Source organism: Bradyrhizobium canariense (assembly GCF_900105125.1).
Taxonomy (GTDB): Bacteria; Pseudomonadota; Alphaproteobacteria; order Rhizobiales; family Xanthobacteraceae; genus Bradyrhizobium; species Bradyrhizobium canariense_A.
The window spans coordinates 4,267,083-4,291,570 of record NZ_LT629750.1 but is presented as its reverse complement, the minus strand read 5'-3'; the positions used below and the strand labels follow the sequence as shown (position 1 = coordinate 4,291,570).

Below are 24,488 nucleotides of genomic sequence, written 5' to 3'. Positions count from 1 at the left end.
CCGTTTCTTGGGAGGCGAAGATGCTGATTTCCTGAGACCTGCGCAATGGATCATCTCGCGGCATCAGGCGTTATAGGGCAGCCTACAAAAGGAGCGCGCGATGCCAGAACTCACGATTTCGCCCGAAAAAGTCGGTTTTTTGATTGAGAAAGCGCGGGAATTCGACGTCAAGGAAGAGGCTTCCGATCCCGATTCCGGATCGAACGGCGCCGATGACGAGATGATCGACGTGCTGGAAGACAATGGCCGGGATCCCGTGATGCGCGAGATCACGGGGTTCATTAACGCGCTGACCGAGGACGAGCAGATTGATCTCGTTGCCTTGATGCGGCTTGGTCGCGGTGACGGCACAATCGAGGAATGGCAGGATTTGCGTCGCGAAGCCGCGGAGGGACGCAACGGACGTACCGCGGGCTATCTGCTGGGTGAGCCGATGCTGGGCGACTTCCTGGCCGAGGGCCTCGACGAGTTCGGCCTGTCGTGGACCGACGAGCGGACCATGCCGATCCAGTAACTAGCTTGCGCAGTTGACGATGACGGTGCCGAGCTTGTCGCCTTTTTCCACCGCAAGGTGAGCTTGCGCCGTGTCCGATAGGGCGAACTGCGCAGCCACATTGTGAATGCGCGGTCCGGCGGCCAGCCATTTCGCAATGTCGGCTTGCGCGGCTGCCAGTAGCGTCGGCGGCAGCGCATAGAGTACCAGCGCGCGCAAGGCGATGCATTTCTCCATCAGCTCGCGCATCGGCACCAGCGGATTGCGGTTGCCGTTGGTGGCGTAGACCGCGATGGTTGAATTCATCGCCATCGCTTTCAACATGGTTGCAATGTTGCCGCCGAAGTCGACGTCAACGACGCGATCGACGCCGCGCTGCCCGGTAAAGGCCAGCGCCTTTGCGACCACGTCCTCGGTCTTGTAATTGATCACGAGGTCAGCGCCTGCGAGACGTGCCTGTTCGGCCTTCATGGCCGAACTAACCGTCGCGATCACGCGTGCGCCGCCCCATTTCGCCAGCTGCACGGCGTAGTGGCCGACCGCGCCGGCACCGCCGGTGACCAGAACGGTCTGTCCCGCGATCGGGCCGTCACCGAACAGGCAACACCACGCCGTCATGCCGGGAATGCCGAGCGTGGCGCCTGCCGCGAACGACAGATGATCCGGCAGCGGCGTCACCAGATGCTCGGCGAGCGCAATGTATTCTGCGGCGGTACCGAACGCACGTCCATTGCGCTGGCCGCTAAACAGCCAGACGCGCTGACCGATGCGAAGGCGCGTGACGCCGTCGCCGACCTGATCGATCAGGCCGGCGCCATCGCTGTTGGGGATTACGCGGGGAAATTCCATCGCGCGATAGGTACCGCCGCGGCGTCCGACATCGGCCGGATTGACGCCGGACGCTTCCAGGCGAATACGCACTTCGCCCGGACCAGCCACCGGCGTCGGCATGTCGCCATAGGTCAGTACATCTGCCGCCGGGCCGGTCCGCTCGTACCAGACGGCTTTCATGCCTGATCGCCTTCGCTCAGAGCGTGCCCGGGTAGGCACCGCCATCGAGCAGGATGTTCTGGCCGGTGATGAAGCCGGCTTTGGCGCCACACAGGAAGGCGCAGGCCAAGCCAAATTCCTCGGGATCGCCGAAGCGGCCCGCGGGATTGAGCTTGGCGCGTTCAGCGAGCACCTGGGCCGGCGGAATGCCGCGTTTGTCGGCTTCGCCCTTGGCCGTGCCAAGCAGGCGATCGGTTTCGAACGGTCCCGGCAACAGGCCATTGATAGTGACGTTGTTGATGACCGTCTTGCGGGAGAGGCCAGCGACAAAGCCGGTCAGTCCGGCGCGAGCACCGTTGGAGAGGCCGAGGATATCGATCGGCGCCTTCACGGCGGCGGAAGTGATGTTGACGATACGGCCGAATTTGCGCGCCATCATGCCGTCGACCGTTGCCTTGATCAGTTCGATCGGCGTCAGCATGTTGGCGTCGATTGCCTTGATCCAGTCGTCGCGGGTCCAGTTGCGGAAATCGCCAGGAGGCGGGCCGCCGGCATTGTTGATCAGGATATCCGGATCGGGACAGGCTTTCAGCGCAGCTTCGCGGCCAGCCGGCGTGGTGATGTCGCCTGCGACTTCCGTCACCGTGACGCCGGGATAGGCTTTGCGTATTTCCGCAGCGGTTTTCGTCAGCGTTTCCGCGCCCCGCGCCGTCAATGTGACATGCACGCCCTCGGCGGCGAGCGCGATCGCGCAGGCGCGTCCCAAACCCTTGCTGGATGCGCATACGATGGCGCGGCGGCCTTTGATTCCAAGATCCACGGTGTCTCACTCCCAATACGTCAGATGGTTTTGCAGTCGGTTCCGTCACTGTAGCCAAGTCGGGCGGCTGTGATAAGTCACTCCTTGCTACTCGAATGCATATCAGCGAACGAATACAGGCACGGCCGAGCGCCGACCTTATATTCGCCGGTCCTTCCTCAGTCGATCAATATACGACACGACGTCCAGGGGGCAGGGATTGGAAGCCTCTAAAATCGTCTGTATCAATGTTTCGGCACTTTCCGGAGATTTTGCCATGCCTGACCTGTTCGACGTCAGTCAAGAAACCATTCTTGTCACCGGCGCCTCGCAGGGGCTAGGACGGCAATTCGCGCGCGTGCTTTCCGCGCATGGCGCGGCCGTCGCGCTGGCGGCGCGCCAGACCGCCAAATTAAAAAGCCTCGAAGACGAGATTCGCGGCCGGGGTGGCCGCGCCGTCGCGGTGCAGATGGACGTAACTGACACCGCATCGATTGGAAAGGCGCTCGACAGCGCGGAAGCCGCGCTCGGTCCGGTCAGCGTGCTCATCAACAATGCCGGCATCGCGGTGGAAAAGCTTGCGGTGGACCAGACCGAGGCCGATTGGGATGCCGTGATCAATGCCAACCTCAAGGGCGCCTATTTCACGGCGACCGAAATGGCGCGGCGGATGATCGCGCGCAAACAGGAAGGCAATATCGTCAATATCGCTTCCGTGCTCGGCTTCGGCGTGATGAAGTTTCTCTCGCCCTACACGATCTCCAAGGCCGGCATCGTGCAGGCGACCAAGGTGATGGCGCTGGAACTGGCCGGCAACCGCATCCGCGTCAATGCGCTGGCGCCCGGCTACATCGATACCGAGATGAACCATGAGTTCTGGTCGACGCCCGCGGGCGAGAAACTGGCAAAGCGGATTCCGCAACGCCGCGTCGGCGCCGAATCCGATCTCGACGGCGCGATCCTGCTGCTGGCGTCGAACGCCTCGCGCTACATGACCGGCAGCGTGGTGACGGTCGATGGTGGATTCTTGCTGACGTAAAGTAGCGGCCAATTCTTGTTTCTCTGTCGTGGTTGGGCTTGTCCCGGGCATGACGAAGAAATAGATCACCCCACCCGCATCTCCGCCTTGATCATGTCGGCGGCCTTCTCGCCGATCATGATGGTCGGCGCGTTGGTGTTGCCGCCGATCAAGGTCGGCATGATGGAGGCGTCGACCACGCGCAGGCCATCCATCCCGCAGACTTTCAGTTTCGGATCGACCACCGCCATCGTATCGTTCGCGCCCATCTTGCAGGTGCCCACCGGGTGATAGACGGTGTCGACGCGCGCGCGAAGGATGGCGCGAATGTCATCGTCGGTCTTGATGCCGGCGGTGAACATGTCCTTCTTCTGCAGCGCCCGCAGCGCCGGTGTTTCCATCAGCCGCTGCGTCGTCTTGTAGCCCGCGACCATCGCTTCGAGATCGTCGACTTCGCCCAGGAAATTCGGGTCGATCAAAGGGGGCTGCATTGGGTCGGCACTTTTCAACGCAACGCTGCCGCGGCTCTTGGGCCGCAGCAGGCAGACGTGACAGGAGAACCCGCTGCCCCAATGGCGCTTGCGGCCGTGATCGTCGACCATGGCCATGCCGAAATGCAACTGAATGTCCGGCGCATCGAGGTCGGGCCGGGTCTTGAGGAAACCGCCGCACTCGGCGAAATTCGACGTCATCGGTCCGCGGCGCTCGCGCCGGTATTGTCCGATCGCGCGAAAAATCCGCGCCAGCCCGCCGAACGAGACACCGGTGAAGTTCGGATTATTTGACGTGTAGCCGAAAATGAAATCCGGATGGTCCTGCAGGTTTTGTCCGACTCCCGGCAGATGATGCCGGCTTTCAATGCCGTGCCTGGCGAGGGCTGCGCTATCGCCGACGCCAGATAGCATCAGGAGTTGCGGCGTCTGAAACGCACCGGAAGACAAGATGACTTCGCGGCGGGCGCGGATCTGGCGCGTTTCGTTGCCCTGTTTGTATTCGACGCCGACAGCGCGCTTGCCTTCGAACATAATGCGGGTGGCCAGCGCATTGGTTTCGACGCGCAAATTCGACCGCGTTGCCATGTGAGGATGAATGTAGCCGCGGGCCGCGCTCCAGCGCTCGCCGTTTTTTTGCGTCACCTGATAGATGCCGAGGCCTTCCTGCTCCTCGGCATTGAAATCGTCGCGGACGCGGAATTGCGCCTCGCGCGCGGCCTGCAGAAAGGTCTGCTGCACCGGGTTGTCTGAGCGCAATTTATTGACCGCGAGCGGGCCGCCTTTGCCGTGATACTCGCCGCCGAAATCGGCGTTATCTTCCGAGCGCCTGAAGTAGGGCAGCACGTCGGCATAGGACCAGCCGGTGTTGCCGAGCGAGGCCCACTGATCGTAATCGCTGCGGTGGCCGCGGATATAGACCATGGCGTTGATCGCGGACGAGCCGCCAAGCCCTTTGCCGCGTGGCTGATAACCGATGCGGCCGTTGAGGCCCGCTTGCGGCACCGTATCGAACGCCCAGTTGTTGACCTTGCCGGCGACCATCAGCACCAGCGCGCCGGGCGTCGTGACCACCCAATTGTCGTCCTTGCCGCCGGCCTCCAGCATCGCCACCGAGGTGTTGGGATCCTCGGAAAGCCGGCTTGCCACTGCGCAACCGCCGGAGCCGCCGCCCACGACCACGAAATCGAACGTATCCGTCACGCACTTCCCCCCGACCCCGTCATTCCGGGATGGTCCGCAAGGACCAGACCCGGAATCTCCAGATTCTCCGATGTGCAATGGCACATCGTCATCCGACGCGGAGCCTGTCATCGGGCCGCGACTTGCGCGGACCCGTTGGCATCGCCCGGAATGACGCTTTAAAGAATTACGACATCCACCGCAGCATCTTTTGCAGCCACGCGATCTTGGCGCCATAGGGCGGATAGAGATCGGCGAGCCGGTTGAGCGGCGAGCGATAGAACACCGGCTTCAGCTTGCTCAAATTGTTAAAACCCCATTCGCCATGATAGGCGCCGGTGCCGGACGCGCCCACGCCTCCCATCGGCTGATAAACTTGCGTGAAGTGAAACAGGCAGTCATTGACGGTGACGCCGCCGGAGACCGTGCGCGACAGCACCTCGTCGCGCGCAGTATCGTCGGTGCCGAACCAGTACAACGCCAGCGGCCGGTCGTGCTTGTTGATGTGGGCAACCGGCTCGCCGGCGTCCTTGTAACCGACGACCGGAAGCAATGGCCCGAAAATCTCCTCCTGCATGATGTTCATGTCAGGCGTGGCGCCGACCACGATGGTCGGCGGAAACTTGCGCTTCGATTGCCATGCGGGGTCGTCGGATTTGGCGGCTTGCAGGATCCGCGCACCCTTCGCCGCGGCATCGGCCACCAGCCCCTGCAGCCGCGCGTAATGCCGGTCGGAAACGATCGACGTGTAATCGGCGTTGCCAGGGTTGGCGCCGTACATGCGCCGCATATGGCCCTCGAGCTTGTCGGCAAATGCCTGCACGGAGGCTTCCGGCACCAGCGCGTAGTCGGGCGCGATGCAGGTCTGGCCGGCATTGAGCAGCTTGCCATAGGCGATGCGCGCGGCAGCCTGATCGAGATCGGCGGAGCGGTCGATAATAACAGGCGATTTGCCGCCGAGTTCGAGCGTGACCGGCGTCAAATTGCGTCCGGCCGCTTCCGCCACGAGACGTCCGACGCGCGTCGAGCCGGTGAAGATCAGATGGTCGAACGGCAGCGACGCAAAAGCCTTGGCGATGTCCTCGTCAATGCCCGTGACCATGATCTCGGTGGCGTCGAATTTCGCCGCGATCACGTCCCGCAGCAGCGCGGAAAACCGCGGCGCCAGCTCGCTGGGCTTGATCATGATGCGGTTGCCGGCGGCGAGCGCGCCCACTGCGGGAGCCAACGTGAGTTGCAGCGGATAATTCCAGGGCGCAATGATGCCGACCACGCCAAGCGGCTGCGGGATCAAGCGGTTTTTGGCGGGCATGAATTGCAGCGCGGTCGAAATCCGCCGCGGTGCCATCCATTTTTTCAGGTGTTTTGCCGCGTGCTTGATCTCACCGAGCACCAATAAGGTCTCGGCGATCGCGGTCTCTATGGAGGAGCGATGACCGAAATCCGCCGAGATCGCCTGCTCGAAACGGGATTCATTCTCCGAGACGGCGGCGCGAAGCCGCGAAAGCCGGTCCAGCCGCTCGGCCAATGTCGGCGCGGGCGCGCTCCGCGTGAGCTCAAAGAGACGATGAAAGGCGTCCTCCAGGGCGTTCTGCCCGGGGCTTTTCAGGGGCTGGTCCATGGCGTTTCCCGATAGTTTGTTGACACAACGCTGGGCTTTTGCGGAACCTCTGGCAAGAGCGGTCATTTAGAGATGATTTTGCCGTATTCTGCCTGTCATAAAATCCCGGAAAACGTCGCTTGGCCCTTTCCAAAGCGAGCTTGCGTTGATACATACCGGTCGCGGCCCAAGGGCATCTGCCCGGGTTGCCTTCTCAGGAAGCCTCCGGACGGGATCGTCGGCGCCCCAGGGCGTTCGCGGTTCATTTCGGCACCGGTTTTTGAAAGGCGCGCACAGTTTATCGCGGGGTGGAGCAGCCCGGTAGCTCGTCAGGCTCATAACCTGAAGGTCATAGGTTCAAATCCTATCCCCGCAACCAAGCTTTGATAGCAATATCAGTGAGATGGCCCGCCTCTGGCGGGCTTTTTCATTTGCGCCGAACCATTCCCACCTCGTGGAAAAGGACGCGCGCAAAACCGGAGGGTTAAGCGCTGCACTGGCATGCCTTGCGGCATTTTGCGGTGTCGTGCTGGATCGAAGCAGCCCTAAAGCCGAAGACCGTTCAGCCATTCGCTGATCATAAGGACCGCCGAAGGCTTGCCGAGGAGCGTCTCAGCGCGTTGACCCGCGTCCCTTCGGCACCAGACGCGGGCCTATGATGGCTGACAGCCGCAATGCCGGGACCCCAGCCGGATTCCACGAAAACACCCATGCGAGAAAGTAAAATCCAGCCGCCAGCAAATACAGGAATGCAAATCCGAAATACATGGAGTTGTATTCCATCAGCCCGCCAAACAGTGCGCCCATCAGATTGTATGAAAGCGCGGTGGAGATATTGATTCCGGCCCTGCTGATGAGCGAGGAAAAAACGATACCGGAAAAGAACATCGGGATGGTAAGCAACACGCAGCTCGCGATCAGACTTGCGAGCGGCGAGCTAAAGACGACCAGGTCGTGGTTCCTCGCGTAGAAATAACCAACGACCAAGCTGGCCAGCAGCCCGAAATAGGCATAGCCGGTTCGCTGCAAAGGCTTCCGTTGGACGAGCAGGTTGGCGAGAAATGCCATGACGAGAACCAATATGATCGTCGCGGCAATAACAAACCAGGTTCCGCCAAGGTGCAGTCCCAATTCTGTAATGGCTTTGGTCTCCACCAGCATAAAACCCGATCCCAGAAAGAAGAACGGCAAGTAGCTGCGCTCGATCGGGCCATTCAAACCAATTGTTCTACGCACGAACATATAACTCAGCAGCATCACCATGCCGAGTGCGATCATATAGCTGACGGGGTATGTACGACTGATCATGTAGAAAAACGGCCAATCGTCGGTGGGAATACTGGCTTCCGGATAAGGTTGCGCGAAGTGCTCCGAAACGTTTTCGAAGCCGAAGGCAGCAAATTCGCTGTTCGCGGGCATGACCACGTCGCGCCCCTTCTGCGTGACAAATGCGGTGGTCGTGCTCGAATCATACCGCACACGGACCGACAACGGCTTTCCAGCGCCCGGTATGCCCTGGAGAATGTGCGACAGCTTGTATCCCAGCGACTCGTTCGGAAGTGCAAATGAAATGGATATGACGCCGTCGGGCTTCAGCAGCTTGAATGCCTCCGTGATCCCCTCGCGCGTATAGACGTAGGAATCGACCCGCAGGTTGGAAGCGTGGCTTAGCGCGGTGTGCGAATCCAGTACGCCGTAGATGATGAGATCGTACTGCTGGTGTGTTGTCCGGAAGAAATTACGCGCGTCATTGACGATCACCGTGACGCGCGGATCGTCATAGGGATGCTCGGGGTGATTGTTTTTGCCCAGATAGACGATAGCCGGGTCGATTTCGATTGCATCCACATGGGAGGCACCCATACGCAACGCCGCAGCCACGTCATTGCCGCTGCCCGCGCCGACGATCGCGACGCGTTCCGGCTTCTTCTTAAAATTGAACGGAAATTCGTAGTAAGCCCGGACATAGCGGTCTTCTTCAGACTCATGTCCGCGGTTGCTCTCCGGAAGGTTGAATACTTTCTGATAGTAGGATCCACCCGACAGGATGTTCATCAGGCCGTCGGGTTTGGTCATCCGCTCGAGCAACTGATACGGAGAATAAAGCCGCTGGATCTCTGGCTGGACCGGCCAGGACAACACGACAATCAGCAAGCAGAAACTCGCGATCCCAACAGGCTGGCGCGCGTCTTGCGACAGAACAAAAAACAGAAGTATTCCGGCGATCGCGGTGAACCAGATAACCGGCGGCAACCAGAACAGGCTCATGACGAACAGGGCCGCGACTCCAAGGATGCTGCCCAACAGATTAAGGCTGTAGGCCTTCAGGGCGGGGGCGCTGTGCAGCAACTTGCCGCCGAGCTGACCGACCGGGTAGCAGATGCACGCGCAGAGAATGAAGCTCGTTGCGAGCAGCAGGTACAACGGCGCGCTTTGGACCAGCAAGGTCAGCCAGTCCAACCGGTCCATCCAGATACTGATGGAAGTCTGTTCAAGCATCGGTAAGGCCGAAAAGAAACCGGTGTCGGCGCCGACGTCGTAGCGAAGAAGGGTAATGATCGCGACAAACAGCGCGAGCATTGGAAGCACCAGTGCCGGCGCGCAACGCTGCTTGTCTGCGACCGCGTATCCGGCACCCAGACCGAGGAAGCATGCCAGGAGCGTGAAGTTCTTGAAGAACGAAAACACCGGAAATACCGATGCCAGCCATCGGATCATGACCAATTCGAGCAACAAACCAGCCATCGTAACCAGCACGATGAATCTGATTTTTTCTCCGTCGCTTGTTCTTGAATACCCCTCCTCAAAGAGCGTGCTCATCTGGCCGATCTGACGAACGCACAGACGCTCGATCCGGGGGTGAAGCAAGGCCAGCAGCGTCGCCGCACCGAGCAGCACGCGGGTCGAAATCAGCAGCAAATCGACAGGGTGATATTCTCCTCGATCGATAAACAGACGGAGCGCCAGCACTGAATAGGTCAGCACCAGGATGCCGAGACAGATGCCGAAGATTCGGACGAGCCGGTAGTTGACGTCTTCAGCGTGTTCGCCGTTCAAGTCGTGCACGTTCATGCTACCCCACCGATCCTGGCAGTGGCTCCCCAAAGCAAAGCGGCGAACCATGAATGAATGGGATATTTCTAGAGGGTCTCAATTAAGAATTGACGAACGCTTTTGATGCAATCCTTAACGGGCCGAACGCTATCCCAGCGCAGGTTTTCTCCAGTCCAGCCGGTTCCCATTCTGACGGTGCGACACCCCGGATGAGCAGCCACACGGCTGCACGCCTGATCGGTCCGGGTGCGACACCCGCGATAAAAATCAGCGCCGCGGCGCGCAAGGACGCGGACCTGGGTTAAGCGAAAGCGAAGGTCGGGAGATGGCGGACCAACTCAGCCTAATCAAGGCAAGGAGCGTCCAGCCTTAAGCATTCCTCAAGCCACCGCGCTCTATGAATGGAGGATAATTCGCTCCGCGCGTGCAATCGTGCAAGGACAGCGCATGACCGTTACCGGACCCGCATCGAAAACCGGAGCTCACACCGAGATTCCCGCTTTGCTGCTGAATGCCTGCTTCGTTTTAGCAGTCGTGAACGCCTCGGCTTTTTTTGCGCTGTGCCTTTCTCACTGGTGGATCTTTGACGCACAAGGCCGGGGCATCCCCACCGATTTCGTCAATGTCTGGTCCGCCGGGAAACTGGCGCTGGATGGTCATCCGGCACTGGCCTGGGATTGGGACATCCAGAAGAAGATTCAGGTCGCGATGCTCGGCCAGGATTATGTCGGCAATTTTGCCTGGCACTATCCGCCACCGTTTCTGTTCGTCGCGGCATTGCTGGCGAAATTCCCATACAGCGTGGGTTTCATCGGATGGGCGGCAGCTAGTTCGGTCTGGTACCTCGCGATGATGCGCGTGATCGTCGGGAGACCGTTCGGATTGCTGTTAGGGGCTGCGTTTCCCGTCGTCCTGGCCAATACGATGGTTGGACAAAACGGCTTCCTCACGGCCGCATTGGTCGGTGGCACGCTTTATCTGTTGCCGACCAGGCCGATGCTGTCGGGCATTTGCCTGGGGTTGCTCAGCTACAAGCCGCAATACGGCGCGCTGTTTCCGCTGGTGCTGATAGCAACGTCGCAATGGACAGTATTTATCACAGCCGGCGCTGTGGTGGCCATGATGGCGGTGGCATCCTGGTTCGCTTTCGGCATTGAGAGTTGGCAAGCGTTCTTTCACTGGATGCCGATGTTCTCCCAGGCTTTCTTCACGGAAGGTCGCGCCACCTGGTTCAAGCTGCAAAGCGTGTTCGGCTTAGTGCGTTTCTCCGGTGGCAGCGAACAACTGGCGTGGGCATTGCAATGGGCGATGACCGTGACGGTCGCGGTGGCAGTGGTACTGCTGTGGCGGAGCAGGGCGCGCTATTCGCTGAAGGCGGCGGGACTTGCGGCCGGCACGCTGCTGATGACGCCCTATCTGTTTCTGTACGACTTGATGGTGCTGGCGATCCCGATCGCCTTGCTGGTTCGCATCGGTCTTGCCGACGGTTTCCAGAAGCATGAGCTTCCGGCGTTGGGGTGCGCGGCAATGCTGCTCTTGATTTTTCCATTTTTCCAGGCACCGCTTGGTCTCGGCAGCACGTTGATCGTCTCGGCCTTGATCGCGTACCGTCTTCCGGCGTTTCGAAGGAACAGTCCGCGCATCGTCGAATATCCTCGTCGTGATCCCGAGCCGATTGCGCAGTCGTGAAGCGATCCTAACGCTGTCGACGACGCCAGGCGCTGTTTTTGAGTTGCCGCCCAGCTCGGATTGAGGCGACCTCCGCCATTAGCATCCGAAGATCGAAGAAGTGTCCTGGACAAAGGCTAGCGGGGCTTTGGCAGCAATAGCTGCTTGCACGGTAGATCGGGAGTTGATCGATCTCGGCAAGGCTTTGGAAACCTTATCTCGATAGAACGATCCGAGCCGCCGATCTTTTGGGATTTCGGTGGCGAGAGCGGAACGGACGTTCTCAGCGTCCGTCCGGCTCGCTCCAGGCGCCGGCCGGAAGCTTCAGCAGCGTCGCGGAAACTGGCGGAGATCCGTTCGATCTTTTTGCGACTATCTTAGTCCTGCATTTACTCTAGTTCAGAACAGCGAACTCGAGCGGTTTTTCCGCGATCAAATTAACCGAGCCGCAATTCGGCACCGGTAGGGTCCACGTCACGGTCACGGCGAAAACGCCGAAGCGACCAAGTTACTGGACCAGCCACCTGCACACCTGGAGTTTAGCTATGAAGAATCTGATTGCGCGTTTTGTGAAGGACGAATCCGGCGCGACCGCCATCGAGTACGGCTTGATTGCCGCCGGCATTGCGCTGGCGATTATTGCCGTCGTCAACGGTCTCGGCAGCACCCTGAACACCAAGTTCTCGTCGATCAATAGCTCGCTTAAATAAGAATTCTCTTCCAAAGGAAGCATCTGAGGCCTCGGTATTACCGAGGCCTTTTTTTTACGGCAGATGAAATTTCGTCGCACCTAACCTGATTGGCCATGTCTCAAGTGACGTGGTTAACAATGAATTTCAGCGTGCAGGTCGTGCCATTCGAATCGCGATCGCCATCGGGCCATGCGCCATGTTGATGCGTCGTTGCTTGGATGTTTCAGAAGGTCGAATGGGTTTCGTTTCAGGCCGCTGCCGTCGTGGACGCGTTGCTGTTCATCGCCAGTTGCTTTTACGCCGCGCTCAGAAAAGACCAGATTGTTGTTGAGGCGCTTTCGGGCACCGCCCAAATAATTGCGTTCGCTGCGTTCGCCGCATCCCTTTCCTGTGTTGTCGCCAGCGCAACGCTATCGCTGCGTGATCCCCCTCTTGCCGCATGGGACCATTATCGCTCGAACAATCGCAGGAATCGGATGTTACGCTTCCCGCAACCAACGTCGATATCAAAAACCCAATAATCTCAATGGATTGTTCGCGCGGCCACCCCGATCGCAGGCGGAACCGTGGACCAGGAACCAAAACTTTCGCTGCCAAGTCTGGCGCGCCGCTGATCTTGGATATATTGACCGACTATCGATGTTGGCGCGCGACCACCCGAGCCGCGCTCGGGGTTTGCGAAGCGAAAGTTATCATGGTCGTGCACACAGGATCCCCACCATCGACGGACGCTGCCTCTTGGGAGGCATCGGCCTTTCGAATCCGGGTCGCCGCGCTTTATGTAATTCTCGTTGGCGCCAACCTGGCTTGCTGGATCTGGGCATTCGTCGCATTCGCTCATCAGCCGGTCCTGATCGGAACCGCGGTGCTCGCCTATAGCCTCGGGCTTCGTCACGCGATCGATGCGGATCATATTGCGGCAATCGACAATGTGACGCGCAAATTGATGCAGGAGGGGAAGCGGCCGATCGCGGTCGGCCTCTTCTTCGCGCTTGGCCACTCGACGGTGGTCGTGCTGGCCTCCGTCGCCGTCGCACTGACGGCGCACGCCCTGGACGGCCAGTTCGCTTCTTACCGCGAGATCGGCGGCATTGTCGGAACTTCGGCGTCGGCACTGTTCCTGTTCGTCATCGCCATCGCCAATCTCGTGGTGTTGTTCGGCCTCTATCGGGTGTTCCGATCGGCTGAACGCGGCGTCAAGATGTCCGAGGATGAAATAGAAGCGCTGCTTCATCAGCGTGGGTGGCTTGCTCGGTTGTTCAGGCCGCTATTCCGTTTCGTCTCGCGCAGCTGGCATCTGTATCCGATCGGACTGTTGTTCGCGCTCGGCTTCGATACCGCGAGCGAGATCAGTCTGTTTGGCCTCTCGGCACAAGCGTCGAACGCCGTTTCGAGTTGGTCACTGCTGATCTTTCCGTTCCTGTTCGCCGCGGGCATGACACTGGTCGACACGACAGACGGAATCGTCATGCTCGGGGCCTATGGCTGGGCGTATCGCAACCCCATGCGCAAATTATTCTACAATCTCACCATTACGTCGGTGTCCGTGCTGGTGGCGTTCGTGGTCGGCGGTATCGAGACCCTTGGCCTGATCGGCGATCAATTCCAACTTCGCGGCACGTTCTGGAACGCGATTTCGCAACTCAACGATCATTTCGGCGTGCTCGGCTATGGCATAATTGCGCTCTTTATCGCGAGCTGGGCGCTGTCGTTCGCCATTTATCGCCTTAAGGGATACGACACCAATCCCGATTTCGACTGCTCGTGAAACCGAAGCCTTGGTTGCTAAGCCTTTGGCTGCTTCACTCTCCAGCTCCGCTTGGGGTACGTAGCTCCGTGCCGGCGAGCGCGGCGCCGTAGAGGATCAAGCATGGCCCGACCGGTTTCGCTGCGGCGAGCCGCGTCGCGATTTCGGTCAGGGATCCCGCCATGACCTGGGTGGACGGGGAGCCGAGGCTTTCGACCACCACCGTCGGGGTCTCGCCGGATAACCCGCGGGCAATCAGCTTTTCGGCCAGTTCGGCGAAGGTGGCTTTGCCCATGAAGACACAAGTCGTGGCGCCGGGATCGGCAAGCGCTGCGAGATCCAGATCTGTTGGCAGTCGGCCATCGACGTCGTGGCCGGTAACCATCTGAACCCGGCGCGCTACCAGTCGCTTGGTGAGCGAAGTACAGAGATAGGCTGCGGCTGCGGTCGCCGTGGTGATCCCAGGGACGATTTCAATCGGTACACCGGCGCGACGTGCAGCGGAGATTTCTTCATCGGTGCGAGCGAAGATCGAGGGATCACCGGACTTGACCCTGACCACGCGCTTGCCGAGCAGCGCATGGTCGATCATCAGCCGGCTTACTTCGTCCTGACGCGGCGAGGGGCGGCCAGCTCGTTTGCCGACGGCAATGAGCTCGGCGTCCGGGCGGACAAATGACAGAATCTCGTCGCCTGCAAGGTCATCGTAGAGGACAACATCGGCGGCCCGCAGCCGCTCTACCGCGCGCAGCGTGAGTAAATCGACGTCGCCTGGTCCGCCGCCGATCAATGCGATGCTGCCCCGTGGCATCGAGTCTGGCGCGGTTACCGTCAAGACAGTTGTCCCTCTGCCGTATCGACCATGTGAAAAAAGCTTCCGGTCACCCGATCCCGCAGGCTGCCCGTTTCCGCCGTTGGCTTGCCCGAAGCGTCGCGAATATCGGCGAGCGGCTGGTCCGGTTGTGCCAGGATGCGGGCGTAATGGAATTCGTGGCCGCGTAGGGTGCATCCCGAAATGCAGCCTGGAATAGGCGCCAGCAATGTCGCGGTCCGGTAGCCTAAATGCAGGCGACGCTGCGCAAAATCGGTCTCAAGCCCGAGTAGTCCAAGCATCGCGTGATGGGTTCCGGCCGCGTCGATCAGGCCAGTGCCAAGCGCCATGTAACCCCCGCATTCGCCATGGACGGGCCGCGTCTGTGCGAAGGTGCGCATGCCGGCGGCGAAACGGGATGCCGATGCGAGCTTGCCGGCGTGCAACTCCGGATAGCCGCCCGGTAGCCAGGCTACGTCACAGGAAGGATCGGGCGTCTCGTCGGCGAGCGGGGAGAACGGGATAATCTCGGCGCCTGCCGCACGCCAGCCGGCCAACAGATGCGGATAAACGAATGAGAACGCGGCGTCACGCGCCAGCGCGATCCGCTGGCCGGGCGGGGCTACCCGCGTTGTATCCAACAAACGCTGCTGACGGCGTGTCGGACAGGCCGCTGTCTGAAGCGCATCAAGATCGACACTGCGTTCGGCGACATCCGCAAGCATTGCGAGCCGTGCAACTAGGATAGCATCCTCCTGCGCCTGAACCAGTCCGAGATGGCGTTCCGGTATTGTCAGCGCGTCGTCTCGTCCGATCGCCCCGAACACTTTAATCCCGCTCCGTTCAAATCCGTCGCGCACCAACATGGCGTGGCGCTCGCTGGCCACCTTGTTGAGGATCACGCCGGCGATCGTAACGTCGTCGCGATAGCGTGCAAAACCGAGCGCGACTGCAGCGGCGGATTGCGCCTGACCTGAGACGTCGAGCACCAGCACCACAGGCCAGCCGGTCGCCGCGGCGATATCGGCCGTCGAGCCGTTTCCCCACGCGCCCGGCGTGGCGCCCCCGTCGAACAGTCCCATGACGCCTTCGGCGAGGCAGAGATCAGCGCCATCGGCAGCATCCAGCAGCGCTTCGAACCGGTCGCGCCTCTGCGCCCAGGAATCCAAATTGAACGACACTCTGCCGGCCGCGACGGCATGAAACGCGGGGTCGATATAATCCGGTCCGCATTTATAGGGCTGCACGACCCGGCCGCGACGGCGCAGCGCAGCGAGCAGCGCCAGCGTCAGCGTCGTCTTGCCGCTGCCGCTGGCGGGTGCAGCGACGATCAATCCCGACGTCCTATTCGCGTCCACGCACGTTCTCCGCGGATGGCCGGAACCGGCGATCGTAGTTCGCGTCGTAAAGCGCGCTGTCGGCGAAATCGCGCGCAGCGAGCGCCGGTCCGACCAGGATCAGTGCGGTGCGTTCGATACTCGCGGCGCGCACCCTGGCGCCGATCGTCGACAGCGTGGCGCGAATAATGATCTGTTCCGGCCAGCTCGCACGCACCACCACGGCGACAGCACCGTCGGCTCCGTAATGCGGAATCAACGTCGCCGCCACCTCGTCGAGTACGTGGATAGACAGATGAATCGCCAGCGTCGCACCAGTTGCGGCATAGGCGGCCAGTTTCTCGCCTGACGGCATCGCCGACGCGCGGCCCGAGGTGCGGGTCAGCACCACGGTCTGCGCCACCCCGGGCAGCGTCAGTTCGCGTCCGAGTGCCGCGGCGGCTGCCGCGAAGGACGGCACCCCCGGCGTGATCGTGTAGGGAATGCCATGAGCTTCGAGCCTGCGGATCTGCTCGCCCATCGCACTCCATACCGACAGATCGCCGGAGTGCAGCCGCGCCACCTCCAGCCCCGCATGATGGGCTGCGACGAATTCAGCGGTAATGGCGTCAAGGTCGAGCGGCGCGGTGTCGATTACCCGCGCGTCGCGCGGGCAAAGCGCGATGATCTCGCGCGGCACCAGCGATCCCGCGAACAGACATACCGGACAGCGCGCGACGAGATTCTGTCCGCGCACGGTGATCAGATCGGGCGCGCCCGGGCCGGCGCCGATGAAGTGAACGGTCATGAAGCGCTATCCTCGATGATGGCGGCCGCCGCGGTGGCCTGGCGATCGCTCGACACGACACGGGTCACGAGAAGACGCGCGCCAACGCCGGCGGCGGCGAGTGCCGTGGCCTCGCAGACGCTGCCGACGCCCCGGTGTTTTTTCACTTGCTCCGAGCGAGTAGTAATCCGTGCGTCGGCCACGCCCATTGCGTCGGCCGTAACTGTTTCGATCCGCAGTTGCGTGGCTTGCGCTGCAGCGCGCAGGCCGGGGTGAGCGGCCTTCTCCTCAAGGACGGCGAGCACGGTCGCGACACCGCATGTGGCGGAACGTGCGGCAACACCGGCCAGCACTTCGCCAATCGATTGCGCGCTGGCCTCATCGCGAAAACCCACGCCGATGACCAGCTGGCTCATTTGGTTACGCTCCATTGCACCACCGGCATCGCAGGCCGCCAGCCGGTGAGGCCGCCGACCGGGCCGGCGCGCTCGATCGCCAGCCGCAGCAAGGCGCCGCCATGGCGAGCCTGCCAGGCGATCAATATCGCCTCGGTTTCCAGCGTCACTGAATTGACGACCAGCCGGCCTCCCGGCGGCAACGCCTGCCATACCGCGTCGAGCACGCCCGCGCGGCTTGCGCCGCCGCCGACAAATACCGCCTCCGGTGTCGGCAACCCCTTGAGCGCGTCGGGCGCGGTGCCGAGCCTGAGATCGTAATGCGGAACCCCGAGCGCGCGCGCATTGGCGCGGGCCGTGCCGAGCCGGTCGTCGCGCGTCTCGATGCCGATGGCGCGATTGGCCGGGTGAGCGAGCAGCCATTCAATGCCGATCGCGCCGGAGCCGGCTCCGACATCCCACAGCAACTCGCCGCCGCGCGGCGCCAACGTCGACAGACTGACCGCGCGAATCTCGCGCTTTGTCAGTTGACCGTCATGGCCGAATAATTCGTCCGGCAATCCGGCCACGCGGGGAATGACGACCGCGCCCAGTTCCGCCACCGCTTCGATCGCGACCGCGACCGTGGATTTGACGTCGCCCAATGCGAACTCCGCGGCGGTCGCGCCGCGAATGCGTTCGCGCGGGCCACCGAGCGCTTCCAGCAAGGTGAGGCGTGACGGTCCAAAGCCGATGCCGTTCAGATAGGCCGCGATCTGTGCCGGCGCAGCGCCGTCGCGCGCCAGCACGATCAAGCGCGCACCGGTTCGCAAATGCGGGCGCAACAGTTCGATCGGGCGGGCGTGCAGACCCAGCGTGATTGTCTCCTCAAGCCGCCAGCCCAGCCGCGCTGCGGCCCACGCAAAGCTCGAAGGCGCCGGCACCACGACGGTTTCGGCCAGAGGGAGCGCTTCAGCGATCACGGAGCCCGCACCGAACCAGAATGGATTGCCCGAGCACAGCGCCACAACGCGCTTGCCGCGATGCGCCAGAAGCTTTGGGATCGATGCGGCGAACGGCGTCTCCCACTCAAAGGTCGGTTTGCCGAGCGAAGCGACCAGCGCCAGATGCCGACGGCCGCCGGCGACCAAATCGGCGCCGGCGAGCAGCTCGCGCGCCGCCGCCGACAGCCCGGCGAGCCCGTCTTCGCCGATCCCGAGGATGGACAGCCAGGGGGCCGGCGTGTCATCGCTCGCGGTCATGACATCCTCCCCGACCAGACGACTGCGCGTTCTGATCCTCGGCGGTACCGCCGACGCCAATCGACTCGCAGGAGCGTTGGCGAATGATCCGCGCATCGATGCGGTGTTGTCTTATGCCGGCCGCACCGAAAATCCGACGCCGCCGCCGATTGCCTGGCGTGTCGGCGGCTTCGGCGGCATCGATGGTCTGGCAGACTATCTTCGCGCCGAAACAATCGCGCGGGTGATCGATGCCACCCATCCGTTCGCGGCGCAGATCAGCGCGCACGCGATCGCTGCCTGCGCCAAGGCCGGCGTGCCGCTGCTGGCGCTCGAGCGCAGGCCCTGGCAACGCACGCCCGGCGATCGCTGGATCGAGGTCGATGATCTCGCGGCGGCGGCGGAAGCGCTCGGTACCGTACCGCGCCGGGTATTTCTCGGCATCGGCCGGCTGCATCTTGAGACTTTCGCGACCCATCCGCAGCACGCTTATCTCGTTCGCCTGGTCGACCCGCCGCGCCAGCCGCTGCCGCTGTCCAGCGCGGAGGTGATCGTTGCGCGCGGGCCGTTCGACCGTGCCGGTGACCGCGCCATGCTGGCGAATTACCGCGCCGAAATCGTGGTGGCCAGGAACGCCGGGGGTGATGCCGCCTCGGCGAAGATCGAGGCCGCGCGCGACCTCGCGCTGCCGGTGGTGATGGTCCGCCGTCCGCTGATAGCCGCACGGGAAAAGGTCGAAACCGTCGCCGAGGTTTTGCGCTGGCTCGGTCATGGCGAAACCCCGGCCGAGCGCGGCGTATAGACAAAACGGCTGCCATCGGCGCGAACGATCAGCCGTGTTCGCGACGAGCCGACCAGCACCACCGTGCGCATATCGGCGCGGCTCGCCACCGCATCGCGCAACGTCACCGTTTCGATCGCCTCTCGGGCGTCGCTGATCGCGCTCGCGAACACCAAGGGAACGCTGCCCGGCAATTCTTCGCGCAACAGTTCGAATGCGCGGCCGAGCTGCCAGGGCCGCGCCGACGACAGCGGATTGTAGAGCGCGATCACGAAATCAGCCTGCGCCGCCAGCCGCAGCCTGCGTTCGATCAGCTCCCACGGTTTCAAATTGTCCGACAGGTTGATGGCGCAAAAATCATGTCCGAGCGGCGCGCCGACCCGCGCGGCGGCAGCGAACATCGCGCTAATGCCGGGAAGCACCCTGACGTCGAGATCACGCCATGAAGGATCACCCGCATCGATCGCCTCGAACACCGCCGCCGCCATCGCGAACACGCCGGGGTCGCCCGATGAGACCACGACGACGCGCCTGCCTTGCGCTGCGAGCCGCAGCGCAAGGCTCGCGCGGTCAATCTCTTCCCGGTTGTCCGAGCCGTGGCGCGTCAAGCCTGCGCGTGGCGGCACGCGCATCACATAGGGCTCGTAGCCGACCACATCGGTGGCTTCGGCGAGCGCCTCGGTTACTTCGGGCGTCACCAGTTGCGCGGCTCCGGGCCCGAGGCCGGCGATGGCGAGCCAGCCGATCATGGCCGCCGCCCGCGACCGTGGACGAGAATCATGGAGAAATAAGGCGCCTCGTCGTCGGCCTTGTCGGCGAGCCGCAACACCTTCTCGCCGGCCATGGTGCCGCGCTCGACATAGATCGCCCGCTCGGCCAGGCCTGCGGCTTGTAGCGCGCGACGCACCTTCGGCAGATTACGGCCAAGCTTCATCACCACCAGCGCGTCGATCGATTGCAGTTTCTCTCGCAACGTCGCTTCGTCGAGCGTCGCCGGTACAACGGTCAGGACATCATCGCCAAAGGTGATCGGTACGCCGCTTGCGGTCCAGCAGCCGGACATGCCGGAAATGCCGGGTACCACGACGACAGGCGCGCGGCCGGTGATACGGCTGTGCAGATGCATGAACGAGCCGTAGAGGAACGGATCGCCCTCGCACAGCACGGCGACGTCGCGCCCTTCGGCGACATGCCGCAGAAGCCGGCGCACGCAATTGTCGTAGAAGCTTCGCAGCGCATCGCCATAGGCCGGATCTTCAAGCGCGATCTCGGTGGTGACGGGATATTCCAGGGCCTCCTCGATCACGCCGGGCGCCAGCATGCCATCGACCACGGTACGGGCATTGCCGGGACGTCCCGGCTTTCGAAAATGCGCGATTACGCTGGCGCTTGCGATCAGCCGCGCCGCCTTGACGCTCATCAACTCCGGATCGCCGGGGCCGAGGCCGATGCCGTAGATGGTCGCGGGCGAACTCATTCGGTTTTGCTCGCGACCGCATTGAGGGCAGCCGCGGCCATCGCGCTGCCGCCGCGCCTTCCGCGCACGATGACGCTCGGCACCAACGCGCAGGCGAGCAGCGCTTCCTTGGATTCCGCGGCGCCGACGAAGCCCACCGGCATGCCGATCACGGCGGCGGGCGGAGCTACATCGGGCTCTTGCAGGATTTCCAGCAGGCGGAACAGTGCGGTCGGCGCATTGCCGATCACCACGACCGCTCCCGCAAGCTGCTGTCGCCACAGTTCCACCGCTGCCGCGCTCCGGGTCGTACCGTGCGCGGCGGCAAGCGAAGGCACGCGCGGGTCGGACAGGGTGCAGATCACGGCGTTATTGGCTGGCAGCCGTGCTCTTGTAATGCCATGGGCAACCATCTGGGCATCGCAAAGGATCGGCGCCCCCGCGCGCAGCGCCGCGGTCGCAGCCGCGCTGAAGCCTGATGTGAACACAATGTCGTCGGCAACGTCGACCATGCCGCTGGCGTGGATGATCCGCACCGCGACCTTCTCGTCGTCGGCATCAAAACGGCCGAGCCGCGCTTCGGCGCGGATGATGGCGAACGAGCGCCGATAGATCGCGGCGCCGTCGGTTTCGTAGGCGTAGCTCACGATGCGGCCTCCGCATCCACAGGCGCTTTTGCGATCCCGTCGATTGCACTGTTGCGCCGGGTCGTCCAGTAGCCGGCGTCGAGCACTTGCTGAAAGCGCAGACGCATGACAGCCGCGGCTTCGGGATTGGCCTGCTCGATGAAGCGCCGTACCTCGTCGTTGCCGAGCGTCGCGTCGTAATACAGATCGAAGTGATGGCTTTCAACGGCACCGGCCAGATGCGCGAACAATGCCATCTGGTCGAGCGTCGCAGCGATCTCGGCCGCGCCGCGGAACCCGTGCCGCATCTGGCCGGCGAGCCAGCGCGGATTGGCGGCACGGCCACGGACCACGCGGGCGATCTCTTCGGCAAGCGTCCGCATTCGTGGTGCATCAGGTGTTGCCGAGTCGGCATGATAGAGCGTCGGTGCTGCACCGCTCAGCTTGCGCGCCGCCGCGGCAAATCCGCCCTCGTGGGCGGCAAAATCCGGGGCAGCCAGAAGATCGGTCTCGGGCAGGTCCTGGGTATGGACAAACGCATCGGCGGCGGCGGTGCGCTGCTCCAGCGCCGGCCGCGCCGCGATACCGTCGTGACCGCCTCCATAGGCGAAAGCGCTGTCGGCAAGCCATGACTCGCCGGCTTCCTCGAGCGTGGCAGGCGTGAACTCCGTCACGGTTTCGACGACGCCAACGCCGTAATCGCCTGGCGCGGGTCCGAACACCCGCGGACCGGATGCGGCACGATAGGGGTTTTCTTCATCGGGTTCGTCGCGCGCGGCCAAGGCTGCCGCCGCTTGCTCGAACAGCACCGGCAAGGTTGGAAACACATCCCGGAACAGACCTGAAATCCGCAGCGTCACATCGATCCGCGGCCGGCCGAGCACGGCTAACGTAATCACGTCAAAGCCCGTGACCCGGTCGGATGTCGCGTCCCATACCGGCGCGACGCCCATCAGCTGCAATGCCATGGCGAATTCCTCGCCTGCGGTTCGCATGGTCGCCGAGCCCCACAGATTCAGCATGATGTTGCGCGGATAGTCGCCGTGGTCCTGAAGGTGACGGGTCAGCAACGCATCGACCAGACGTTTGCCCTGTTCGATAGCCGTGCGGCTTGGCACCGCGCGACTATCGACGGTGAAGAGATTGCGCCCGGTCGGCAGCACGTCGCGCCGTCCGCGCCATGGCGATCCGGCGGGGCCGGGCTCAACATGCTTGCCGTCGAGCGCAGCGAGCAGCGCGGCCCGTTCGCCTGCCGCACAGGCTTCGTATGGTATGTCGTGCTGGTCTGCGTCGAAATGCGTCGGCACGCGACCCAGGACGTGGAGTCCATCGGCGACCAGCGTATTTTTGACGTCGCAGACGAAACTGTCGAGCCGCACCACGGCCTCGCGCGGCGTCATGATGTCGGTGAGGCCGCTATCGCGATCGAGGCCGGAGTCGCGCGCCGTGTCGATGATGGCTTGTGCCAGCCGCTCGCGCCGGCGCGGATCGAGCCCTTCGGCGACGGAATATTCGTCAAGCAGCCGTTCGATCGCGTGCAACCCGAGCGGCAATTTTCCGGAGCTGATCGGCGGCGTGATATGTCCGATGGTGACGGCGCCGAGCCGGCGCTTCGCCACGGCGGCTTCGCCGGGATTGTTGACGATGAACGGATAGATCACCGGCGTCGGGCCTAACAGCGCGTCAGGCCAGCATGACGACGACAACGCGACTGATTTTCCGGGCAGCCACTCCAGCGTGCCGTGGGCGCCCATATGGATCAGGGCGTGGCTTTGTTCGACGTGACGGAGCCAAAGATAGAACGCGACATAGCTGTGCCGCGGCGAGCGCCTGGGATCGTGATACTCAGCGGCGCGGTCCGCGCGTTGACCGCGGTCGGGCTGCAGCGCGACCAACACCTGACCGCAATATACCGCTTTGAAAACGAAGTAGCCGTCGTCAATCGCAGAATCGCTTTCAGGCGCCCCCCATTGCAGCTCGATGTCGGCGACAAGCTCGGTGTTGAGGCGGGCGAGGGCGGCGCGGTAATTTTCAACGGGCCAGCGAATCGTCTCGGTTTTCAGGCGATCGATCAGAGCAGCGCCGCAGGCTGGCGTATTGGCGATGGCGTAGCCTTGGTCGCGCAGAACATTCAGCAACTCGACGGTGCTTTCCGGCGCATCGAGACCGACGGCATGCGCCATCTGGTCATCGCGCCCCGGATAGGCCGATAGCACGATGGCGAGGCGCTTGTCGGCGTGCCCAGTTCGGCGCAGCGCGATCAGGGCCGCGGCGCGCGCGACGATGGCGGCGATGCGGTCGTCGTCGCCTGCGTGAACCGTCCGGGCATAGCCGAGTTCGGGATCGGTGGCTTCGACCTTTTTGAACGAAGCGACGCCGGCGAAGATACGGCCGTCAAATTCCGGCAGCACGACATGGATCGCGAGGTCGGGCGGCGACAGCCCGCGGTCGGACTCGGTCCACACCTCGCGGCTTGAGCCCGCCAGCGCCACCTGCAGCACGGGCGCGTCGACCACATCAAGCGGTGAGCCGATGCCGCCATCACCGCGCGCCGAAAACGCCGTCGCATTGATAATGACATCGGGCGCTATCCGGGCGATCCATTGCCGCAACCAGCCGTCGCACTCCGGATCTTTCAGGCTTGCGGCAAACAGTCCGATCGGCCGGGTGCCGCGACGGGCGAGTTCGCCGATCAGGCGGTCGACGGGATCGGTGTCGGAGGCCGCAAGAATGGCGCGATAGAACACCACCAGCACGATCGGCGCGCCATCGGGCGCGAGGTCGAGATCGGCGGGTTCGATAACGCCAGTGCCTGGAACATAAAAGCCGTGGCGATGCAGCGCGGCGCGAGCGACCGGCGGGACCGCCGGCAGGCCAGCCGCGAGCCCGAGTTGCGCCAATGCGGCGCGCGCAGAGTCCGTTCCACCGCCGTCGCACAGCGTCTTCAACCGGCGCAGCGTCGAGGGCGGCAGATTCGAGACGGCGTCGAGACGCGGATCGGGCCGGCCGTCGCCCGGAACGATCGCGAGTGCCATTCCTTTTGCCGCGGCGAGCGCGCTGACCTGCTCGACGCCGTAGCGCCAATATTCGATCCCGCCGAGCAGGCGAATCAAAATACCGCTCGCTTCCGAGAGCGTCTTCTCAATGTAGAGATCGACCGAGAGCGGGTGGGTCAGGCGGCGCAGATTGGCAAGACGCAGGCTTGGCAGGGTGTCTCGCCCGCTGCGCCACGCCGCCGCAAAAGCGCCGAGATCGCTGTCCGCAAAGGAGAGCACGACAAGGTCGGCCGGGGCCTGACCGAGATCCTCGGCGGCCGCGGCTTCCTCAAGTCCATGCCGTTCCCGCAGCAGGATATGCATGCT

21 protein-coding genes and 1 tRNA gene are annotated in these 24,488 nt (G+C 62.8%); 8 read left to right on the top strand and 14 right to left on the bottom strand.

Features of this window, described 5'->3' with window-relative positions; all coding sequences use genetic code 11:
* Positions 1 to 100 precede the first annotated feature (100 nt).
* On the top strand, positions 101 to 514 hold the full coding sequence (locus BLV09_RS20495) for a DUF3775 domain-containing protein (RefSeq protein ID WP_146688657.1): 414 nt from the start codon (positions 101 to 103) through the stop codon (positions 512 to 514).
* Here the strand turns inward: BLV09_RS20495 and BLV09_RS20490 are convergent, their stop codons facing one another.
* Together BLV09_RS20490 and BLV09_RS20485 are read right to left on the bottom strand one after the other, a co-directional pair.
* Positions 515 to 1,504, bottom strand: coding sequence for an NADPH:quinone reductase (locus BLV09_RS20490; protein WP_146688656.1), 990 nt, complete (start codon positions 1,502 to 1,504; stop codon positions 515 to 517). It lies immediately after the preceding gene.
* A 16-nt stretch (positions 1,505 to 1,520) separates the two neighbouring features.
* Positions 1,521 to 2,303 (bottom strand): SDR family oxidoreductase, encoded by a 783-nt coding sequence (locus BLV09_RS20485; protein ID WP_146688655.1) that lies wholly within the window; start codon positions 2,301 to 2,303, stop codon positions 1,521 to 1,523.
* A 256-nt stretch (positions 2,304 to 2,559) separates the two neighbouring features.
* Between BLV09_RS20485 and BLV09_RS20480 the strand changes: the two genes are divergently transcribed.
* On the top strand, positions 2,560 to 3,321 hold the full coding sequence (locus tag BLV09_RS20480; RefSeq protein WP_146688654.1) for an SDR family oxidoreductase: 762 nt from the start codon (positions 2,560 to 2,562) through the stop codon (positions 3,319 to 3,321).
* A gap of 65 nt (positions 3,322 to 3,386) precedes the next feature.
* On the opposite strand, the gene BLV09_RS20475 is transcribed toward BLV09_RS20480, so the two are convergent.
* Both BLV09_RS20475 and BLV09_RS20470 read right to left on the bottom strand, forming a co-directional pair.
* A complete protein-coding gene (locus BLV09_RS20475) occupies positions 3,387 to 4,994 on the bottom strand; it encodes a GMC family oxidoreductase (RefSeq protein ID WP_146688653.1) in 1,608 nt (535 codons plus the stop codon).
* Between the two features lie 166 nt (positions 4,995 to 5,160).
* Complete coding sequence (locus BLV09_RS20470) at positions 5,161 to 6,594, bottom strand: coniferyl aldehyde dehydrogenase (protein WP_146688652.1); 1,434 nt, start codon at positions 6,592 to 6,594, stop codon at positions 5,161 to 5,163.
* Positions 6,595 to 6,875: 281 nt separating this feature from the next.
* Between BLV09_RS20470 and BLV09_RS20465 the strand changes: the two genes are divergently transcribed.
* Positions 6,876 to 6,952, top strand: a tRNA-Met gene (locus tag BLV09_RS20465).
* A gap of 233 nt (positions 6,953 to 7,185) precedes the next feature.
* Here BLV09_RS20465 and BLV09_RS20460 read toward each other — a convergent pair.
* A complete protein-coding gene (locus tag BLV09_RS20460; RefSeq protein WP_167558820.1) occupies positions 7,186 to 9,492 on the bottom strand; it encodes a hypothetical protein in 2,307 nt (768 codons plus the stop codon).
* A gap of 582 nt (positions 9,493 to 10,074) precedes the next feature.
* Here BLV09_RS20460 and BLV09_RS20455 point away from each other — a divergent pair.
* From BLV09_RS20455 to BLV09_RS20440, 4 genes are all read left to right on the top strand, one after another.
* Positions 10,075 to 11,316 carry a glycosyltransferase 87 family protein gene (locus BLV09_RS20455; protein ID WP_146688650.1) on the top strand — a complete coding sequence of 414 codons (1,242 nt, stop codon included), beginning with the start codon at positions 10,075 to 10,077 and terminating at the stop codon, positions 11,314 to 11,316.
* Positions 11,317 to 11,840: 524 nt separating this feature from the next.
* Positions 11,841 to 12,005, top strand: coding sequence for a Flp family type IVb pilin (locus BLV09_RS20450; RefSeq protein WP_100384189.1), 165 nt, complete (start codon positions 11,841 to 11,843; stop codon positions 12,003 to 12,005).
* Between the two features lie 200 nt (positions 12,006 to 12,205).
* The gene (locus BLV09_RS20445; RefSeq protein ID WP_146688649.1) at positions 12,206 to 12,508 is read left to right on the top strand and encodes a hypothetical protein; all 303 of its coding nucleotides are present in this window, start codon (positions 12,206 to 12,208) and stop codon (positions 12,506 to 12,508) included.
* 173 nt (positions 12,509 to 12,681) lie between these two features.
* On the top strand, positions 12,682 to 13,755 hold the full coding sequence (locus BLV09_RS20440) for a HoxN/HupN/NixA family nickel/cobalt transporter (RefSeq protein ID WP_146688648.1): 1,074 nt from the start codon (positions 12,682 to 12,684) through the stop codon (positions 13,753 to 13,755).
* Positions 13,756 to 13,789: 34 nt separating this feature from the next.
* On the opposite strand, the gene cobA is transcribed toward BLV09_RS20440, so the two are convergent.
* The 5 genes from cobA to cbiE are packed head-to-tail and all read right to left on the bottom strand — an operon-like array spanning position 13,790 to position 18,284.
* Entirely contained in the window at positions 13,790 to 14,545 is a 756-nt protein-coding gene (gene cobA / locus BLV09_RS20435; protein WP_146691218.1) for a uroporphyrinogen-III C-methyltransferase, read from the bottom strand.
* A 20-nt stretch (positions 14,546 to 14,565) separates the two neighbouring features.
* On the bottom strand, positions 14,566 to 15,903 hold the full coding sequence (locus tag BLV09_RS20430) for a cobyrinate a,c-diamide synthase (protein ID WP_146688647.1): 1,338 nt from the start codon (positions 15,901 to 15,903) through the stop codon (positions 14,566 to 14,568).
* Positions 15,890 to 16,669 carry a precorrin-4 C(11)-methyltransferase gene (cobM, locus tag BLV09_RS20425; RefSeq protein ID WP_146688646.1) on the bottom strand — a complete coding sequence of 260 codons (780 nt, stop codon included), beginning with the start codon at positions 16,667 to 16,669 and terminating at the stop codon, positions 15,890 to 15,892. The genes BLV09_RS20430 and cobM overlap by 14 nt, the downstream gene beginning before the upstream one ends.
* Complete coding sequence (locus BLV09_RS20420) at positions 16,666 to 17,064, bottom strand: cobalamin biosynthesis protein (RefSeq protein ID WP_146688645.1); 399 nt, start codon at positions 17,062 to 17,064, stop codon at positions 16,666 to 16,668. Before BLV09_RS20420 ends, cobM begins: the two co-directional genes overlap by 4 nt.
* Positions 17,061 to 18,284, bottom strand: a complete 1,224-nt coding sequence (gene cbiE, locus BLV09_RS20415) for a precorrin-6y C5,15-methyltransferase (decarboxylating) subunit CbiE (protein ID WP_146688644.1) — start codon at positions 18,282 to 18,284, stop codon at positions 17,061 to 17,063. The genes BLV09_RS20420 and cbiE overlap by 4 nt, the downstream gene beginning before the upstream one ends.
* On the opposite strand from cbiE, the gene BLV09_RS20410 reads away from it, so the two are divergent.
* Positions 18,283 to 19,065, top strand: coding sequence for a cobalt-precorrin-6A reductase (locus BLV09_RS20410; protein WP_146691217.1), 783 nt, complete (start codon positions 18,283 to 18,285; stop codon positions 19,063 to 19,065). The two genes, cbiE and BLV09_RS20410, sit on opposite strands and share 2 nt — an antisense overlap.
* Here the strand turns inward: BLV09_RS20410 and cobJ are convergent.
* Genes cobJ through cobN form a run of 4 tightly spaced genes read right to left on the bottom strand, consistent with a single transcriptional unit; the run spans position 19,032 to position 24,485 of the window.
* The gene (gene cobJ / locus BLV09_RS20405; RefSeq protein WP_146688643.1) at positions 19,032 to 19,793 is read right to left on the bottom strand and encodes a precorrin-3B C(17)-methyltransferase; all 762 of its coding nucleotides are present in this window, start codon (positions 19,791 to 19,793) and stop codon (positions 19,032 to 19,034) included. The genes BLV09_RS20410 and cobJ overlap by 34 nt on opposite strands.
* On the bottom strand, positions 19,790 to 20,521 hold the full coding sequence (locus tag BLV09_RS20400) for a precorrin-2 C(20)-methyltransferase (protein ID WP_146688642.1): 732 nt from the start codon (positions 20,519 to 20,521) through the stop codon (positions 19,790 to 19,792). The genes cobJ and BLV09_RS20400 overlap by 4 nt, the downstream gene beginning before the upstream one ends.
* A complete protein-coding gene (locus tag BLV09_RS20395) occupies positions 20,518 to 21,147 on the bottom strand; it encodes a precorrin-8X methylmutase (RefSeq protein ID WP_146688641.1) in 630 nt (209 codons plus the stop codon). Before BLV09_RS20395 ends, BLV09_RS20400 begins: the two co-directional genes overlap by 4 nt.
* On the bottom strand, positions 21,144 to 24,485 hold the full coding sequence (cobN, locus tag BLV09_RS20390) for a cobaltochelatase subunit CobN (RefSeq protein ID WP_146688640.1): 3,342 nt from the start codon (positions 24,483 to 24,485) through the stop codon (positions 21,144 to 21,146). The genes BLV09_RS20395 and cobN overlap by 4 nt, the downstream gene beginning before the upstream one ends.
* Between the last annotated feature and the right edge of the window lie 3 nt (positions 24,486 to 24,488).

What these genes read in the sequence shown, in the direction of transcription:
- BLV09_RS20495 (WP_146688657.1), top strand. Translation starts at nt 101, where the DNA reads ATGCCAGAACTCACGATTTCGCCCGAAAAAGTCGGTTTTTTGATTGAG.
- BLV09_RS20490 (WP_146688656.1), bottom strand. Translation starts at nt 1,504, where the DNA reads ATGAAAGCCGTCTGGTACGAGCGGACCGGCCCGGCGGCAGATGTACTG.
- BLV09_RS20480 (WP_146688654.1), top strand. Translation starts at nt 2,560, where the DNA reads ATGCCTGACCTGTTCGACGTCAGTCAAGAAACCATTCTTGTCACCGGC.
- BLV09_RS20470 (WP_146688652.1), bottom strand. Translation starts at nt 6,594, where the DNA reads ATGGACCAGCCCCTGAAAAGCCCCGGGCAGAACGCCCTGGAGGACGCC.
- BLV09_RS20455 (WP_146688650.1), top strand. Translation starts at nt 10,075, where the DNA reads ATGACCGTTACCGGACCCGCATCGAAAACCGGAGCTCACACCGAGATT.
- BLV09_RS20450 (WP_100384189.1), top strand. Translation starts at nt 11,841, where the DNA reads ATGAAGAATCTGATTGCGCGTTTTGTGAAGGACGAATCCGGCGCGACC.
- BLV09_RS20445 (WP_146688649.1), top strand. Translation starts at nt 12,206, where the DNA reads ATGTTTCAGAAGGTCGAATGGGTTTCGTTTCAGGCCGCTGCCGTCGTG.
- BLV09_RS20440 (WP_146688648.1), top strand. Translation starts at nt 12,682, where the DNA reads ATGGTCGTGCACACAGGATCCCCACCATCGACGGACGCTGCCTCTTGG.
- cobA (WP_146691218.1), bottom strand. Translation starts at nt 14,545, where the DNA reads ATGCCACGGGGCAGCATCGCATTGATCGGCGGCGGACCAGGCGACGTC.
- cobM (WP_146688646.1), bottom strand. Translation starts at nt 16,669, where the DNA reads ATGACCGTTCACTTCATCGGCGCCGGCCCGGGCGCGCCCGATCTGATC.
- BLV09_RS20420 (WP_146688645.1), bottom strand. Translation starts at nt 17,064, where the DNA reads ATGAGCCAGCTGGTCATCGGCGTGGGTTTTCGCGATGAGGCCAGCGCG.
- BLV09_RS20410 (WP_146691217.1), top strand. Translation starts at nt 18,283, where the DNA reads ATGACATCCTCCCCGACCAGACGACTGCGCGTTCTGATCCTCGGCGGT.
- cbiE (WP_146688644.1), bottom strand. Translation starts at nt 18,284, where the DNA reads ATGACCGCGAGCGATGACACGCCGGCCCCCTGGCTGTCCATCCTCGGG.
- cobJ (WP_146688643.1), bottom strand. Translation starts at nt 19,793, where the DNA reads ATGATCGGCTGGCTCGCCATCGCCGGCCTCGGGCCCGGAGCCGCGCAA.
- BLV09_RS20400 (WP_146688642.1), bottom strand. Translation starts at nt 20,521, where the DNA reads ATGAGTTCGCCCGCGACCATCTACGGCATCGGCCTCGGCCCCGGCGAT.
- cobN (WP_146688640.1), bottom strand. Translation starts at nt 24,485, where the DNA reads ATGCATATCCTGCTGCGGGAACGGCATGGACTTGAGGAAGCCGCGGCC.